Consider the following 14,886-nt stretch of genomic DNA (forward strand, 5'->3'; position numbering starts at 1 on the left):
TCAGTCACCCAGATATTGAATGGTGATGTGGTATTTAAAGACATGCTGTTCGATGCTGATCGGCTCGCGCTTGCCTTTGCGGTTCAGGTAGGTGATTTCGGTCACCAGCGTGCCGCGAGCATTACGCAGTTCACGCCTGTCGCCGCTGTCCGTCAACGTCCAGCCTTTCGGCAACTGCGGCTGCCAGGTGCTAATCGGCCAGTGGCTGAGCATGACGTCAGCCAGCACCTGACTGGCGGGCGGCAATTGTGGAACCACGATGGACTGCTCGGTGTGCAACCCTTTGTCATCGTAAGTGACGAGGAACAGACGAATACCCACCGACGACAGCCCCGCCAGCGTGATTTTTTTATCATCGGCATTCAGCATCACCAGCAGCGACTGGGTTTTGCCGTTAAAGCGGCCGGTGAGCAACTGCTGAGCGTTCACTGCCGGAGAGATGCCCGGCGCAGGCAGCGTCACCCGCGTACCTGGCTCCAGCCACGCCTGCGGGCGGCCTTGCTGATCTTTTGGCGAGTGGCTGCAGCCGGTGAGTAACAGCGCAAAGAGGCCCAGCGCTAACTGCGCGATGGCGCTACGCTTATCGGGCCTACGCCAACCTGTTGACCTGTCAGGCCGGATAAGGCGTAGCCGCCATCCGGCAAAAAGGTGTTTAATCATTTTCGTTTTTTCTCTCTTTTCGTCGGCATCGCCAGAGGGGAAAGCAGGAACGCGGTGAAAATGCCGCTGACCAGCACAATGCCAAAACTGCTGATCGCCTGGGTGGCGCTAAAGACCAACATACCGAGCGTCAATAGGGTGGTCATCATGGCCAGCGTGATGGCTAACAGGGAGGTCAGCGGCGTCCCACGCGGATTACTGAAAAACAGCGTGTAGTTAATGCCGATCCCCAGAACCAGCACCAGCGCCAACAGCGAGAACAGATTGACCGCATGCCCGCTCAATGCCAGCACCGCCAGACCGCAGCCCAAAGAGAGCACCGACGGCACGAGGCTGACCAATCCTCTGCGCCAGCCCAACCGCGCGATCGCGCCGCAGGCAATCACCGCCAGCGCGATAAACAATAAACCGGTCAGTACGTTGCGATACAGTGCAAACAGGTTGTCAAAGGTGCTTTTGCGATCGACCCACGCGACACCGGGATATTTCTCGCTAAGCGCGTTGAGCGCCGCGCTCTGGGTCACGCCTTCCACGGGCACCAGTACACCGCTTTCGCCGTGAGGCAGGCTCAACCACAACAGTCGCCAACCTTCGCTGGCCGGGCTGGCAAGCCAGGCGTCAACGGTTACCGGCATAGGGGTTAGATCGGGATTGACCGTCGTCAGCCCGGCGTTGTTCAGGGCCTGAATGACCGTGGGCGCAGCGTTTTTCAGCAAGGCGAGATCCTGCTGCTGACGGGCCAGTGAATTCAATGGGATCGTGCGATAGCCGTTGAGCAGTCTCTCTTTTTTCGCCTGCGCCAGCGCGGGGACAAAGGCTTCCAGCCGTTCCAGCGTCTGCTGTGCGGAGTCGCCGTACACCACAAACCACTTCTGATCGACACTCTGTCCGGTCAGCGCGGTAATGGTTTTTTCCTGCGCCAGAATGTGCTTCGGCAGCGCCTGCAACTGCGAGATATCGTCGTCCACGCGCAGCGTTGCCATGCCAGCCAGTGAGAAAAGCGCGAGTGCCACCGGCAAACCGACGGAGAGCGTTTTATTGCGTCGCCAGGCGGCAAGCCAGCGCAGCATCAGTACCATCGCCGTAACCGGACGCACCGGTAGCCCGCGACACAGCCACGGATGCCAGAAAATCACCGTCAGGCACGAGGCGCTCAGTCCTGCCGCCGCAAATACCGCCATCTGGCGAATGCCGGGGAAGGGGGCGAGCATCATAATCAGGTAGGCCGCGACGGTGGTCAGCAGCGCCAGCAGCAGGGCATTTCGCACTTTTGCCAGACTTTGCCAGGGCGAGGTTTCCGCGCCATGCACCATCCGTTCGGTCAGGTAATACAACGTGTAGTCGGCGGAGATGCCGATGATGCTCATGCTCATCACCAGCGTCATCAGATGCAGTTCACCGAAGAACAGCAGCGTGACGACGGTTCCCGCCAGCGCGCCAATGCCAATCGACAGCAGACACAGCAGCAGCGGGCGCAGCGAGCGGAACACCGCGACAATCAGCAGCAGCACGCCCAGCACTGTCGCCACGCCAAGCGTGGAGACATCCTGTTTTGCCTGTTGGCTGGCGTAATCGCTGTAGAATACCGTGCCACGCGACAGTAGCTGCGCCTGGGGATAGCGCGCTTTCAGCGCCTCCGCAAGCGCGCTGAGCGTGGTCACCAGATGATGCGTCTGTTGCATATCGAACGACGAACCGGCCAGTTCGCCATGCAGCAGATACCAGTAATTTCCCTCGCGATCCTGCGCCACCAGCCAGCCGTCCATCAGCCGCAGACGCTGACCATTTTCGGCCATCGCCAGTTGTGAGCCGCGCATCAGCATTAGCGGGTCGTTTTGCAGCTCTTTACCGCTGACGCCGGAAAACGCGGAATAGAGCTGAGACAGGATCCATTGCGCCTGCGCGTCGCCGCCGTTTTGTAGGCGGGTGCGAGTTTGCGGGTCGATCAAACCGTTGCGGTGCTGCCAAAAGAACGCGCCCCACGCCTGTTGGCTGTTGGCATCCATTGGGCCTTTTACCTCAGCCAGCGCCTGTGATTGTTGCAGCATCGCCAGCCAGTTACGGGCGATTGTCGGGTCCGCCTTTTTACCGGGACTGACCAACCAGACCAGCTGGCGGTCAAGACGCTGCATAAAGCCGTCATTCAGGGCTGGCGGAATCGCTCCCAGCGCCTGTTTTGGCAGCATCGCCAGCACGCTGCTGTTGAGCCGCGCCTGAGGCAGCAACATCAGCAACACGCCCAGCATCATGATGCAGGCGATTCCCCATAACAGCGCGGGGCGTTTACTGGGCGGCAAAGCGTTGGCGTTCGTCATCAGTCAGTTGCGCAGGCGTCAGTTGGTGTTGGGAAAGCACGATATCCGTGCGGTCGCCCTGTTTGTCGTTTAGCTCAATACGTTCCAGATAGGTTTTTCCGGCCAGGTCGATGGTGGCAAAGATCTTATCCAGTGGCGTGGTGACAGGCGTCAGGCGTAGCGTCCAGCGGCCCTCTCCGCGATCTGCAAACTCCACGCGGAAGTTTTGCTCCAGCACTTTGCGGTCGGCCTGAAACAGCCCGCGCAGCAGGTGGTTAAACTGGAACATCTGCGGGTTGTTATCGGCGGTGATAGTCTGCGGCGGCTGACCGTTGATGGCCTGCACCATTCGCGTATCGTCCAGCAGCAATTGCATCGGGAACGGACGGGTTTGATCCCACAAAAGCCCCTGGTCGCGGGCGATCAACATCGTTCCTGCGGATCGCAGCGGCTGCGGCAGATCTTTTATCGTCCGGGTTTGATCGAAATGCGCGCGGATCACCGGCTGTTCGGTAAAGCGCTGTTGCAGTTCATCCAGTGTCAGGGCGCTGACGAACGGGCTGACGAGCAGTGCCAGCAGCGGCAGAAACCTCATGGCGTCACCCCCATTCGTTCAAACAGAATGTCCGGGCAGACGAAGCACATTTCGCGGCTTTTCTCTTCCACCGCGACCTGAATGGTGTAGCCCGTCGTCGCGCGTTTCCCGCTTTCAGCATCGAAGATTTCATAGCCAATGCGCAGGCGGTTTTCGAACTCTTCCAGACGCGCCCGCACGCGAATGCGCTGCTCAAAGGTCAGCGGATGGCGGTATTTCACGCGGGTATCCACCACGGGCCACAGGTAGCCGGAGGCTTTCATCTGGCGATAGCCATAGTCGAACTGGTTAAGCAGCGCTTCGCGGGCAATTTCGAAGTAGCGGAAGTAGTTGCCGTGCCACGCCACGCCCATCATGTCGACGTCATGAAACGGAATGGTCAGCTCGACTTCAGCCGTAAAGCGGGGATCGTTCAGCACCCTTTACTCCTTGTTTTTGGGTTCCGGCAATTGCCAGAAATCGAAAAAGTTAAACCAGTCGAGCGGCGACTGTAACGCGTAATGTTCAAGACGTTCGGCATAGCGGTCGATGGCCTGCTGTAGCGCCTGCTGGCGTTCGGCGCGCGGCAAGAGCAGCGGATCGGCGAACGGCTCGCAGTGAATGCACAGCTTCTCCTGCTGACGCAGGGCAAAGAGGAGATCCACCGGGCAGCGCAAAATCGAGGCGAGGATAAATGGCCCCTGCGGGAACGGGGCGGCTTGCCCCATGAAACGACTCCAGCAGACGCGCCAATCGCCGCCACGCTGGGGATTGACCGCAATGCGATCGCCGACAATAGCAATCCATTCCCCGCGCTCCAGCTTCTCTTTGAGCGCAATGGCGGTGTCCGGGCCGATGTCGGTCACTGGCATCAGGTTGAGTCCGGCCTGCGGGGCCATCTCTTCCATAATCTGCTTAAAACGCCGGGCATTATCGCTGAACACCAGCGCGTTGATGGTTTTGCTGCCCTGCAACTGCGCCAGCGCGCGACAGGCTTCAACATCGCCCAGGTGCGAGGCCAGCAGCAGCTTGCCGCGAGGATCGCTCACATTCAGCGCTGCTTCAGCCCCTGGCGCAAACACCACGTCGCGACCAAAATGCAGTTCACCGCGCCAACTGGCGATTTTATCGAGCATCGCGTTACCAAAACGCAGGAAGTGTTGGTAGCTGGTGAGGTTAGCCGGCACCGGTCTCTGCCGCGCGGCCAATTGCTCACGCACGCGGGCGATCCAGTTCTGTGAGGCCCGGCGAGCGGTGGACGCCGTCAGCCAGTAAACACCGACCACCGGATACAGCAGCAAGGTGAACGCTTTGCGTCCCAGCAGCCGCCAGACCAGCAACATCAGGCGCATTCCCCACAGCCCTTTCACCTCCTGCTGGCGCGCCCAGTGCGGCGACGTTCGACGCAGCAGCAGTGACGGGATGCGCGGCAACATGCCGAAGAACAGGCGCGTATGCATCAGCGAAATGCGACAGTTATCTTTGAAAGCATCGAAGTGCGACAGCCCGTCCGGCGGATAGGTCACGCGAGTCGGGACAAAATAGCTGGGGGTGCCCTGCCACCAGAGACGCACCATCACTTCGGTGTCAAAATCCATTCGCTTACCGAGCGTTACCCGCTGCGCCAGCTGGCGAGTGGGGGCGACAGGGTATACACGAAAGCCGCACATACTGTCTTTCAGTTGCAGGGAAAGGGTTTCAATCCATACCCAGACATGGGTTATCCAGCGCCCGTACAGACGCGAACGGGGAATGGAATCATCATAAATCGGCTGTCCGGAGATCAGCGCGGCGGGATGGGCCTGCGCCAGTTCCAGCAGTTTTGGAATGTCTTCAATGGCATGTTGACCGTCGGCATCGACCTGGACGGCATGGGTAAATCCGGCCTCTGCCGCCGCCTCTAATCCGCGGATCACCGCCGCGCCTTTTCCGGCATTTTCCGCCAGACGGATTAAGGTCAGACCGGAGGTGTCCTCGGCGAGTCTGTCCAGTTCCTGCTGCGTGGCGGCATCGCTGCCGTCGTCCACCACAATACACGGCAGATTAAACGGCTGCAGGCGTGTCAGGACACGCGGCATCATGGCGCCGTGGTTATAGCAGGGGATCAGCACGCAGGGGGAAAAGGTTAACGACATAGCCGGATCTTCCCGCTGCTGGCGGTATGGCGCGCGTCGCCATCGTGGCGTTGATAGCTGAACGTCAGGATCTGACGCGCTTCCTGCCAGCTCAGCGTTAGCGTGACGGTGTTTTCCGGCAGCAGCGGTGCCTGGAACTTCACGTTCTGAATGCTGTGAAAACGCCAGCCGGGAGCGAGCAGAGTGGTGGCATAGTGCATCACCCAGTCAATCTGTGCGACGCCCGGCAGCAGCGGCTGCACGGCAAAATGGCCGCTAAACCAAAAAAGAGAAGGATCGAGATGCAAGACGATCTCGACCTGTTGGGGCTGTGCCTGATGGCGCTCAATTTCATGGGGTATCATGAAACAACTCCTGTAATTGCGCATAGACACGCTTATTCATACTGTTGACCGGGATTTCGTCGATAACCCGCCAGTAACGCGGTACGGCGACCGGCTCGAGCCACGGTAGCAGTGCTCGCCGCCACGTCAGCTCCTGGGTTTTTCCACCGCTGTTCTGCCAGCGCTGGCGCGCCTCGTCATCCAGTACCAGCAGTACGCCCACGCCCTGGCGACCGCCACGGGTGATCGGCAGGGCGGCGACCTCGCGGATGCCCTTTAGCTCCAGCAGGCGTTGTTCGACTTCGCTGAGCGAAATACGCTTCTCTTCAATTTTGACGACCCGTCCACGGCGTCCCATCAGGCGGAACTGACCGTTTGGCTCAAACTGCAGGATATCGTCAAGCAGCAGACCGTTAGCGTCGGCAATCAGCGGAGAAAAGACGCGAAATGCGGCATCTTCTGCGGTAAATGACACGCCGGGGAAGGGCAGCCAGGTGACATTCTCCTGCTGGCGATAGCGCCAGGCCAGAATACCGGTTTCGGTGCTGCCGTAGATTTCATCCGGCCAGACGTTCAGCCAGGCGGCGGTTTGCGTGACGTCCTGCCACGGTAGCATGCCGCCAGCCGACAAAATCATTGCCACCGGCGGTGCGGGAAGCTGGTGGTCGAGACGTTTTAAAAACGCCGGGCTGCTGATAAACACATAGCGATGTTCGTGACCCAACGCAGCCAGTTGCTCCGCGTAGTAGAGCATGGCCGCATGCAGCGGCAGACCGAGCGCCATTGGCAGGAAAATACGAAACGTCAGACCGTACAGATGCTGCGGCACGACGGAGGCTACCACTCTGCACCCCGCCAGGCGGTCGGCAAAGCGCGCCGCCAGCAGTTCGGCTTCATGGTCCAGACGGGCAATGGGTTTGACGATGCGCTTCGGTTGCCCCGTCGAGCCGGAGGTAAACAGCTCGACATATGCATCGTGGCGCAGGGGCGGGAAGAGGCACGCTTCATCGCTGAGCGTCATTGCTGAGCTAACCACCCACAGCGGCCCCTGCCAGCCGAGCGTTTTATCGCTCAGTACGCCGTCAAACAACGCCCGCTGTTCGTCGAGCAAAGAGACGCGGTTATGCCCCGGGATCACGGGTGTTTTCCCCGCATGCAGGGTCGCCAGCAGCGCGACAATAAACAGATAGCTGTTTTCAAAACAGAGCGCCCAGCGATCGCCTTTTTGCTGTTGCAGGCGTGTCATCAACTCCGCGACATCGTGGCGCAAGTGACCGAGCGTCCAGTGGCGTTCATCCTGCCAGGCGACAGGCGTGTTCGCTGGACGGGGGGAGGTGAGCCATTCGGCCAGCGTCAGGGTCTGTTTCATTGCAAGTCTCGATTCATCATCCAATGGCGTACCAGCCATTCGCTGCCCATCAGTAACCCCATCAGCAGGTAGGCAATCATGCCATTCCATGCGGTCCACATTGCCATATCGCCGTGGAGGGCGGTAAACAACGCCACGCCGCCGTTGAAGATAAAAAAGGCGCACCAGATCTGCGTCACCCGGCGGGTGTAACGCACCGCCACAGCCGGGAGTTGGGGATCGCGCAGTCGCGCCAGTCGTTCAACGATGGGCATCGATGACCAGAGCGAACCGCCAAAAACGGCAAGCATGACGGCATTCACCACAATCGGATAAAACAGCAGAAGCTGATGGGTTTTAAGCAGGTAGCTGGCGACGCACAGGGTGATACCCACTGCGGCCACCACCTGGGTGACGACGCGCAGCGGACCCGCCTGTCGCCGGGTCTGGCGAAAGCGTAAGAACAGCAATAGTGCCATCAGCGGCAGTAACCACTGCAGGCTGTGGTGCGCCAGGCCAAACCAAATCAGGAAAGGCCAGGCAAGCAGCAGCACGCCTGTCAGCACAGGCAACGCGCGAACGCCCGACACGGCGAATCAGGCTTCTTTAAGCAGGCGTTCTACCGCGTCAACGACATCCTGCACGGTGCGTACGGCTTTGAACTCTTCCGGTTTGATCTTCTTACCGGTTTTCTTTTGCAGATGGACGATCATGTCGACGGCGTCGATGCTGTCCAGCTCAAGATCGTCGTACAGACGCGCTTCAGGTTTGATTTCCTGCGGGTCTATCTCAAACAGCTTAACCAGCAGCGCAGAGACTTCGTTATAAATGGCGTGTTGATCGGTCATAACGGACTCTCCTCAGGCACGTTGCGCATTAATGAACGATGCCAGCGTGGCGACGGAGAAGAAGTGCTGGCGCATCTCTTCACTTTCCGCAGACAGCACCACGCCGTACTGATTTTTTACCGCCAGTCCCAGTTCCAGGGCATCAATCGAGTCCAGCCCCAGGCCGTCGCCAAACAGCGCCGCCTCGGTGTCAATGTCGTCTGTTGACAGTTCGTCCAGATTCAATGTTGTTATGATGAGATTTTTAATTTCAAGATAAAGCGCTTGCATCATTAATTCCTGAGAGAGGTAACGTACCTGGTTGTAATTGAAGCAAAAGATGCCGGTTTAGCTGTCTTGCCGCCAGCGCCGGTTCTTGTAAATTTGCGTCGTAAAAGTGGTCGATCTTTACCCGCTCGCGTACCTCGACGGTAAACAGCGGTTTTACGGGCGGCACCTGATACCATTTGCTTTCTTTATCCAGCATGCGCTGGCTGCAATGGATGGTCACCACGCGAATATCGCTGCCGCAGCGCACGGCGATATTCGCCGCGCCGCGTTGCAGCGTCATGGTCTCGCCGGGGCGAGTGCGGGTGCCTTCGGGGAAAATTAAAATCGTATCGCCCTGCGCCAGGCGTTGCTGACTGGCCGGTAACAGGGCGTCGGCTTGGCTGTTCACCAGATAATCCGCAGCACGCACTACGCCGCTGAGGAACGGGTTCTTCAGCAGCGCGCTCTTCACCAGACAGTCTGTTTCGGGCATCACCGACGCCAGCAGGACATAATCGATCAGGGTGGGGTGATTGGCGACCACCAGACATCCGCGTTCCTGACGCAAAATATCCACCCCGTTCATCTGATAATCCAGCACGCCCAGCACTCGGGTTACCGTTAAAAAGAGACGGAAGCTGGCGGCAATGCTGCGTCGGGCAATGCGGCGACGCCGGGCATTGTCCCATACGAACACTAATAAAACGTTAAACCAGACGACCGAAAGCAGCAGCCCGCCGAGTCCGAAGAGGGCGAAGCAGAAGCCGGTCATGGCGATTCGCCAGAGTCGGTTCAGCGTGGAGATAACCCCTTTCATGACCGACTCCAGTGCCAGTTCACTCGCTCACCCGGAAGGCTAAACGAGCGGGCATTCTGCAAATAGTGCTGTAAAAACAACAGGCTTTGCGGGAGTGGCGTTTCAGCGCCAGCCTGAGCCGGTTCGCTCTGACACACCCAGTCGTTACCTGCTTCGCAGACCAGCGCGGTGGCGTACGGCCAGGTTGGCATATTTTCCGGAAGGCGCGGGTGGTAAAACTCGGGAAGAAAACCGTCGAAATCGACCATCAGCACGCGCTGATAACCCGCCTGTAGCAGGCAGATGACTTCACATAGCCCCTGCTGGAAGGTATCGCGCCCGGCGGAAAGTGATGACGAGACGATAGGGTGTTTAGCCGCGATAGTCAGGTTGCCCACCGCTGAATTGTGTACCGACAGGGCAAAATCGGTCGGCGAGAGCGCCTGTTCTGTCGCCAGCGCGTGCAGAATCCGGTAGTTACGTTCGAGCTCTCCGTGGCGACTGGTGTATAGCACCGCATCAATATCGTGGCGACGCAACATCGCCAGTCCGCACTCGACGGCCAGTTTACTGCCGGAGCTTAGACGACGGGAGGTCATCATCGGCAGTTCACGCAGTTTGCCTTGTGCCGCCGACGGATCGATGGCGTGCGGATGCCGTGACCATTGCAGCCACTGTATCAATTCGCTCAGACCTGGCGCCATCGCCCGCCAGTCGGTAATGTTTAGTGAGAATTTCATCAACGCGCGTTCGCGGTAAACCGGTGATTCCAGTAGCGTTCAGATGCTACTTTGTTATTTTTTCTTTTGACATATCAATAAGGTATGTCCAACGCCTAAGTTGTCGTGGCGTTCGTCCACCTGGAACCCTGCCTTGTCCAGATAGCCATAAAATTTCTCTGCGCTGTAGAAACGGCTGTTGCCGTTCGCCATGCAGGTAAAATAAAGCGAAGACGCATTCAAACTGAATGAGGCGGCTTCAAAACGCTGCGCATCCCAGAACAGCTCCATAATGCACAGTCTTGCGCCGGGTTTCATCACACGGGCAACCTTGCTGAGCATGGCGACAATTTGCTCCGGTGAAAAACAGTCAAGAAATTGACTCATCCACCAGATATCGGCCTCAGTGGGTAAAGGCGCATCGCCAAGCATATCCACCGCATGAAAACCGATGCGATCGGATAATCCTGCATTTTCGATATTTTCGCGGGCAAGTGCAATTTGTTGTGGCAAATCTAATAACGTTATCGCGATATTTTCGTCGAATTGACTACAGCGTATTGCCCATTTTCCCGTATTTCCGCCTACATCGTACAGGGTTGCAGGACAACTGGCGAATACATGCGGTAATGCGGCGTCAAACGCCCCGTCAGAATAGTAATGATCGAAGGCGAACCAACTTTCACGCGCGGACGGCGGTAATTGCGACAATGCCGGATAAATAGTTGGCCAGTCGCCAAACACTTTTAACCCGGACGGTTTTCCTTCTTTCAGAGCATTCTCTAAAAAGAACAATCCCTGATAACAGACGTCGTGGGTGAAATCCATATTCACGCGAGTCATCGTGTCATGCAAAAGGAAATGTCCGATTTTCGCCAGATAATAGCGTCCCGCTTTATGGGTGATGATGCGTCCGCTTAATCCCATATCCAGCAAGACACCGACTGCATATTCGTTAACGTGACTGTTTTCGGTGATCTCTTCCAGTGTTGCACCCTGTTTTCCCTGGCGGTCAAGATACGCCAGCACATCAGCATTTCGCAGGCAAAGTGCGGTTTGAAACAGCATGGGGGCGAAGGCGATACGCTGCGCTTCCGTGATCGCATCCAGTGCGCTGAGGGAGTCCTGTTCGTACATAGCGAGTACAACCTGTTAAAAGACAAAAAGAGGTTATCGGGCCGCAAACGACCCGACTTTAGGAGATATTACAGACCCGCACCCGCAGACAGGTTCAACTGAATATCTTTATCCAGGTTACGGACCCAACGGTTGTAGTTTTTATGAATTTTACCGCCAGAAGCCTGCAGGTTGAAGCTGCTGTCGTATTTGATATCGTAGCTGGAGGCGGTGTAGGTAATACGCACTTCTGCAACGTGGTCGCGAGACTGCTGACGCGCTTTGATCACGCCCGGACCCGCTTCCGTCATGATCCATTTACGCTGAACGCCTGCTTTCAGGATCGCGTTTTTCACCTGATCCTGAGTATGGCCTGCGGTCACCGAAGAGTGTACCTGATCGATGGGGGCAGTACGCGCACAACCTGCCAGCGCACCGACAACGGCAATCGCCGCAAACCACTTAATGTATTGTTTCATGAAAACTCCCTATCAAAATTACTATTTATATTAACGTTGAATGCATTTCTGAATTGCGTTTTAGTTACAATGATACCGACTATTTTTAATGTTAACTTTGACGGGACACCGTGAAAATTCTGAAATTAATTCATGCAGGCTGAAGACGTTTATCTTCCGGATTATCATGGTATTAGTTAATTTTCACTTAAATTAAATTGTCGATACCATTTAATTTGAATTAAATGCACTGCGGAAAAACCTGGAACTCATTTCGCGAAGGAAACCGCGCTTATTGAAACATCCAGGTAACAAAAGCGCGCCTTATAATACTTTCACCGGTAAGGGAATAAAACTACCCTGGTTGGTAGGGCGGGTTTATCCCGGTAATCGATTTTTCGGTCGCCCAGGGCCCAGTAATATTGCCAGTTTGCTGCCGCCCGTTGTGGTCTCCATCCAGATTTTACAGACGCTGGTCAGGGGAACGGAGAGCAACATCCCCACCGGGCCGAGCAACCAGCCCCAGATCAGTAAAGAAAGGAACACCACCAGCGTCGACATGCCCAGGCGATGCCCCATCATGCGCGGTTCAACCATGTTGCCCAATACCATATGGACCACCAGGAACAGCGCCCCCACCAGCACACACTCATAAACGCCGTTGAAAAGCAGCGCCTGAACCATCGGTGGAACGGCGGAAATCACCGAGCCAATATTGGGTACATAGTTCAGCAGGAACGCCAGCACTCCCCACATCAGGGCAAACTGAATGTTCATCAGTTCCAGCCCCAACCAGACAATGACCCCGGTCCACAGGCTGAGCAGCGTTTTTAACGCCAGATAGTGAGAGACCCCCTTCAGCGCCCTGTGCAGTCCGGCGATGTGGATTTGCGGATTGTGCAGTGCAAAACGCATTTTGTAGGGCACATGGCGGACCTCAAACAACATAAAGACAACCGTCATCACCAACAACACAACGCTGGCCATCGCCCCCGAGAGGCCGGTCATCAGCGTGGTGGTGAAGGTGACTATTTTCTCCGAATCCATGCGTTGCAACATGCGCTCTGGCGACATATGCAGATTCAGAAATGGCATCATATCTTGCAGATACAAAAGCTTACGTGTCAGCTCCTTGTTGTATTTCGGCAGCATGGCAATAAATTCATTCACCGAGGCCGCCAGCACGCCAATCAGCGCGGTGAGCACGAACAGCATCACGACCACCACAATGGTGATCGCCACCGGGCGTTTCACTCCCCGCCGGATAAACCAGGTGACCAGTGGATTGAGGACAATGGCGAAAAAGAGCGCCAGTAATAGTTGCACAATGATATCTGCGGCGGCGTGGATCCCGGCGAGAATGACGACCAGCGAGGCCAGTTTGAGCAGAATATGTAGACCGGCTTTGTCGGGTTGAGGGGTTGTCATGTTTACATCCTTTTTTGATTTTCATTAAGTGTAGCGGCTCGCTGGCTGCCGATATTCCTAATCTGGCTGCTGATTTTCCCGGCGTGGCGTGGTAGAAATGAAACATTGTTGTAAAAACGTGGTGATCCCCATGCCCGAACCCGTCGCTGAACCGGCGCTTACTGGATTGCGCCTCAATCTGCGCATTGTTTCTGTTGTGATGTTCAACTGTGCCAGCTACCTGACCATCGGCCTGCCGCTCGCGGTTTTGCCTGGCTATGTGCATGATGTTATGGGGTTTAGCGCCTTCTGGGCGGGGCTGGTCATCAGCCTGCAATACTTCGCGACTTTGCTCAGTCGCCCTCATGCCGGACGCTATGCTGATCTGCTCGGGCCAAAAAAGATTGTGGTTTTTGGCCTGTGCGGCTGTTTTCTCAGCGGGGCGGGCTATTTTCTGGCAGGAAGCGCCAGTAGCTGGCCGGTTGTCAGTTTGCTGCTGCTGTGTCTGGGCCGCGTGATTCTGGGGATTGGACAGAGTTTCGCCGGGACCGGCTCGACGCTATGGGGTGTTGGCGTGGTGGGCTCGTTGCACATCGGGCGAGTGATTTCCTGGAACGGTATTGTGACTTACGGGGCGATGGCGGTCGGCGCGCCGCTCGGCGTGCTGTTTTACCGTTGGGGCGGACTACAGGGATTAGCGCTGATTATTATGGGTATCGCGCTGCTGGCCATTTTGTTAGCGATTCCGCGCCCTGCGGTGAAAGCGAGCAAAGGGAAGCCTTTGCCGTTTCGCGCGGTGCTTGGACGCGTCTGGCTATACGGAATGGCCCTGGCGCTGGCCTCGGCGGGTTTCGGGGTGATAGCCACCTTTATCACGCTGTTCTATGACGCCAAAGGCTGGGATGGCGCGGCATTCGCGCTCACCCTGTTTAGCTGTGCGTTTGTCGGAACGCGTTTGCTGTTTCCCAACGGCATCAATCGCCTGGGCGGTCTGAATGTGGCGATGATCTGCTTTAGCGTCGAGATAGTCGGACTGCTGCTGGTGGGAGTGGCGATGATGCCGTGGATGGCAAAAATCGGTGTGCTGCTGACAGGAATGGGTTTTTCGCTGGTTTTCCCGGCGCTTGGCGTGGTGGCGGTCAAAGCGGTGCCGCAGCAGAATCAGGGCTCGGCGCTGGCGACGTATACGGTGTTTATGGATCTGTCGCTGGGGGTGACGGGACCGTTGGCTGGGCTGGTGATGACCTGGGCTGGCGTGCCGGTCATTTACCTGGCGGCGGCAGGGCTGGTGGCGGTTGCGTTGCTGCTAACCTGGCGGTTAAAAAAACGGCCTCTGCAGGAATCGCCAGAGGCCGTCTCGTCGTCCTGATGGTTACTGAATAACCAGCGTATTGATGATGTTTTCAGCGGCCGTCTGCGCTTTCTGCTGGTCGTCCGCTGGCAGCGTAATTTGCAGAGTCAGCAGTTGGTTATCGACTTTTCCCAGCACCACAGAAGAGTAAGCGGTCTGGCCTTTCGCCGAGATGATGCTGTCTAACTGTTGCAGCGTGTGACCTTTCAGCTCGATGGATTTGTTGGTCACCACCTGCAACTGCGGGTCACGGCTGCGCTGCTGATCTTCAAGGCGTTTTGCCAGCACAGACAGCTCTTCGTTGGTGTTATCACCGACGATGACAATCACCGCTTTCTGGCCGGTCGCGTCAGAGTAGACGTGCATATTGTTGGCCTGCGTACCCAGCTTGCCACTCTGGTCCGTCATATCTGCCGGCAGTGAGAAACTCAGTTTGCCATCCAGCAGAGAAACCGGCTGACCGGTTGCGTTGCTTTCTGCCGCCGTGCCTTCTGCCGGCGCTTTTGTATCACTATTATCACAGGCCGCCAGCCCCATAACCAGCAGGCCAATACCGACATATTTAACCAGATTACGCATTGACTTCTTCCTTTCGATAAACGGCCATA

Annotated in this window: 17 protein-coding genes; 1 reads left to right on the plus strand and 16 read right to left on the minus strand. The window is 56.9% G+C overall.

The features are described from left to right. The 15 genes from OGW13_RS03495 to OGW13_RS03565 all read right to left on the minus strand — a co-directional run bounded on the left by OGW13_RS03495 (window position 1) and on the right by OGW13_RS03565 (window position 12,948). A complete protein-coding gene (locus OGW13_RS03495; protein WP_369700152.1) occupies window positions 1–657 on the minus strand; it encodes a DUF3261 domain-containing protein in 657 nt (218 codons plus the stop codon). Next, complete coding sequence (locus tag OGW13_RS03500) at window positions 657–2,975, minus strand: MMPL family transporter (RefSeq protein ID WP_287115647.1); 2,319 nt, start codon at window positions 2,973–2,975, stop codon at window positions 657–659. The genes OGW13_RS03495 and OGW13_RS03500 overlap by 1 nt, the downstream gene beginning before the upstream one ends. Further along, the gene (locus OGW13_RS03505) at window positions 2,944–3,549 is read right to left on the minus strand and encodes a LolA family protein (RefSeq protein ID WP_044263906.1); all 606 of its coding nucleotides are present in this window, start codon (window positions 3,547–3,549) and stop codon (window positions 2,944–2,946) included. The genes OGW13_RS03500 and OGW13_RS03505 overlap by 32 nt, the downstream gene beginning before the upstream one ends. Further along, window positions 3,546–3,968, minus strand: coding sequence for an acyl-CoA thioesterase (locus tag OGW13_RS03510; protein WP_042998503.1), 423 nt, complete (start codon window positions 3,966–3,968; stop codon window positions 3,546–3,548). The genes OGW13_RS03505 and OGW13_RS03510 overlap by 4 nt, the downstream gene beginning before the upstream one ends. A 3-nt stretch (window positions 3,969–3,971) precedes the next feature. Then, window positions 3,972–5,663, minus strand: coding sequence for a glycosyltransferase family 2 protein (locus OGW13_RS03515; protein ID WP_287115648.1), 1,692 nt, complete (start codon window positions 5,661–5,663; stop codon window positions 3,972–3,974). Then, the gene (locus OGW13_RS03520) at window positions 5,654–6,007 is read right to left on the minus strand and encodes an ApeI family dehydratase (protein WP_044263902.1); all 354 of its coding nucleotides are present in this window, start codon (window positions 6,005–6,007) and stop codon (window positions 5,654–5,656) included. The genes OGW13_RS03515 and OGW13_RS03520 overlap by 10 nt, the downstream gene beginning before the upstream one ends. Beyond that, complete coding sequence (locus OGW13_RS03525; protein WP_054176491.1) at window positions 5,994–7,355, minus strand: AMP-binding protein; 1,362 nt, start codon at window positions 7,353–7,355, stop codon at window positions 5,994–5,996. The genes OGW13_RS03520 and OGW13_RS03525 overlap by 14 nt, the downstream gene beginning before the upstream one ends. After that, window positions 7,352–7,924 carry a COG4648 family protein gene (locus tag OGW13_RS03530; protein WP_054176490.1) on the minus strand — a complete coding sequence of 191 codons (573 nt, stop codon included), beginning with the start codon at window positions 7,922–7,924 and terminating at the stop codon, window positions 7,352–7,354. Before OGW13_RS03530 ends, OGW13_RS03525 begins: the two co-directional genes overlap by 4 nt. Window positions 7,925–7,930: 6 nt before the next feature. Next, entirely contained in the window at window positions 7,931–8,182 is a 252-nt protein-coding gene (locus OGW13_RS03535; RefSeq protein WP_042998498.1) for an acyl carrier protein, read from the minus strand. 12 nt (window positions 8,183–8,194) lie between these two features. Beyond that, complete coding sequence (locus OGW13_RS03540) at window positions 8,195–8,452, minus strand: phosphopantetheine-binding protein (protein WP_042998497.1); 258 nt, start codon at window positions 8,450–8,452, stop codon at window positions 8,195–8,197. Continuing rightward, the gene (locus tag OGW13_RS03545; RefSeq protein WP_369700151.1) at window positions 8,433–9,266 is read right to left on the minus strand and encodes a lysophospholipid acyltransferase family protein; all 834 of its coding nucleotides are present in this window, start codon (window positions 9,264–9,266) and stop codon (window positions 8,433–8,435) included. Before OGW13_RS03545 ends, OGW13_RS03540 begins: the two co-directional genes overlap by 20 nt. Beyond that, entirely contained in the window at window positions 9,245–9,967 is a 723-nt protein-coding gene (locus OGW13_RS03550; RefSeq protein ID WP_044327246.1) for a beta-ketoacyl synthase chain length factor, read from the minus strand. The genes OGW13_RS03545 and OGW13_RS03550 overlap by 22 nt, the downstream gene beginning before the upstream one ends. Window positions 9,968–10,021: 54 nt before the next feature. Then, window positions 10,022–11,083: a methyltransferase gene (locus OGW13_RS03555; protein ID WP_044263895.1), complete on the minus strand. Its 1,062-nt coding sequence runs from the start codon at window positions 11,081–11,083 to the stop codon at window positions 10,022–10,024. Window positions 11,084–11,151: 68 nt separating this feature from the next. Further along, complete coding sequence (locus tag OGW13_RS03560; protein ID WP_125340073.1) at window positions 11,152–11,529, minus strand: hypothetical protein; 378 nt, start codon at window positions 11,527–11,529, stop codon at window positions 11,152–11,154. A 369-nt stretch (window positions 11,530–11,898) separates the two neighbouring features. Continuing rightward, entirely contained in the window at window positions 11,899–12,948 is a 1,050-nt protein-coding gene (locus OGW13_RS03565) for an AI-2E family transporter (protein ID WP_044253594.1), read from the minus strand. A 97-nt stretch (window positions 12,949–13,045) separates the two neighbouring features. Between OGW13_RS03565 and OGW13_RS03570 the strand changes: the two genes are divergently transcribed. Beyond that, window positions 13,046–14,296 carry an MFS transporter gene (locus tag OGW13_RS03570; protein ID WP_071888335.1) on the plus strand — a complete coding sequence of 417 codons (1,251 nt, stop codon included), beginning with the start codon at window positions 13,046–13,048 and terminating at the stop codon, window positions 14,294–14,296. Between the two features lie 3 nt (window positions 14,297–14,299). Here the strand turns inward: OGW13_RS03570 and OGW13_RS03575 are convergent, their stop codons facing one another. Next, window positions 14,300–14,857, minus strand: a complete 558-nt coding sequence (locus OGW13_RS03575; RefSeq protein WP_044327800.1) for a DcrB family lipoprotein — start codon at window positions 14,855–14,857, stop codon at window positions 14,300–14,302. Window positions 14,858–14,886 lie beyond the last annotated feature (29 nt).

Source organism: Citrobacter sp. Ca225, from assembly GCF_030337175.1.
Lineage (GTDB): Bacteria > Pseudomonadota > Gammaproteobacteria > Enterobacterales > Enterobacteriaceae > Citrobacter_A > Citrobacter_A amalonaticus.

Coding starts and splice junctions, on each gene's coding strand:
- OGW13_RS03520 (WP_044263902.1), bottom strand. CDS start 6,007: ATGATACCCCATGAAATTGAGCGCCATCAGGCACAGCCCCAACAGGTC.
- OGW13_RS03505 (WP_044263906.1), bottom strand. CDS start 3,549: ATGAGGTTTCTGCCGCTGCTGGCACTGCTCGTCAGCCCGTTCGTCAGC.
- OGW13_RS03565 (WP_044253594.1), bottom strand. CDS start 12,948: ATGACAACCCCTCAACCCGACAAAGCCGGTCTACATATTCTGCTCAAA.
- OGW13_RS03550 (WP_044327246.1), bottom strand. CDS start 9,967: ATGAAATTCTCACTAAACATTACCGACTGGCGGGCGATGGCGCCAGGT.
- OGW13_RS03570 (WP_071888335.1), top strand. CDS start 13,046: ATGAAACATTGTTGTAAAAACGTGGTGATCCCCATGCCCGAACCCGTC.
- OGW13_RS03575 (WP_044327800.1), bottom strand. CDS start 14,857: ATGCGTAATCTGGTTAAATATGTCGGTATTGGCCTGCTGGTTATGGGG.
- OGW13_RS03500 (WP_287115647.1), bottom strand. CDS start 2,975: ATGACGAACGCCAACGCTTTGCCGCCCAGTAAACGCCCCGCGCTGTTA.
- OGW13_RS03555 (WP_044263895.1), bottom strand. CDS start 11,083: ATGTACGAACAGGACTCCCTCAGCGCACTGGATGCGATCACGGAAGCG.
- OGW13_RS03535 (WP_042998498.1), bottom strand. CDS start 8,182: ATGACCGATCAACACGCCATTTATAACGAAGTCTCTGCGCTGCTGGTT.
- OGW13_RS03540 (WP_042998497.1), bottom strand. CDS start 8,452: ATGCAAGCGCTTTATCTTGAAATTAAAAATCTCATCATAACAACATTG.
- OGW13_RS03525 (WP_054176491.1), bottom strand. CDS start 7,355: ATGAAACAGACCCTGACGCTGGCCGAATGGCTCACCTCCCCCCGTCCA.
- OGW13_RS03515 (WP_287115648.1), bottom strand. CDS start 5,663: ATGTCGTTAACCTTTTCCCCCTGCGTGCTGATCCCCTGCTATAACCAC.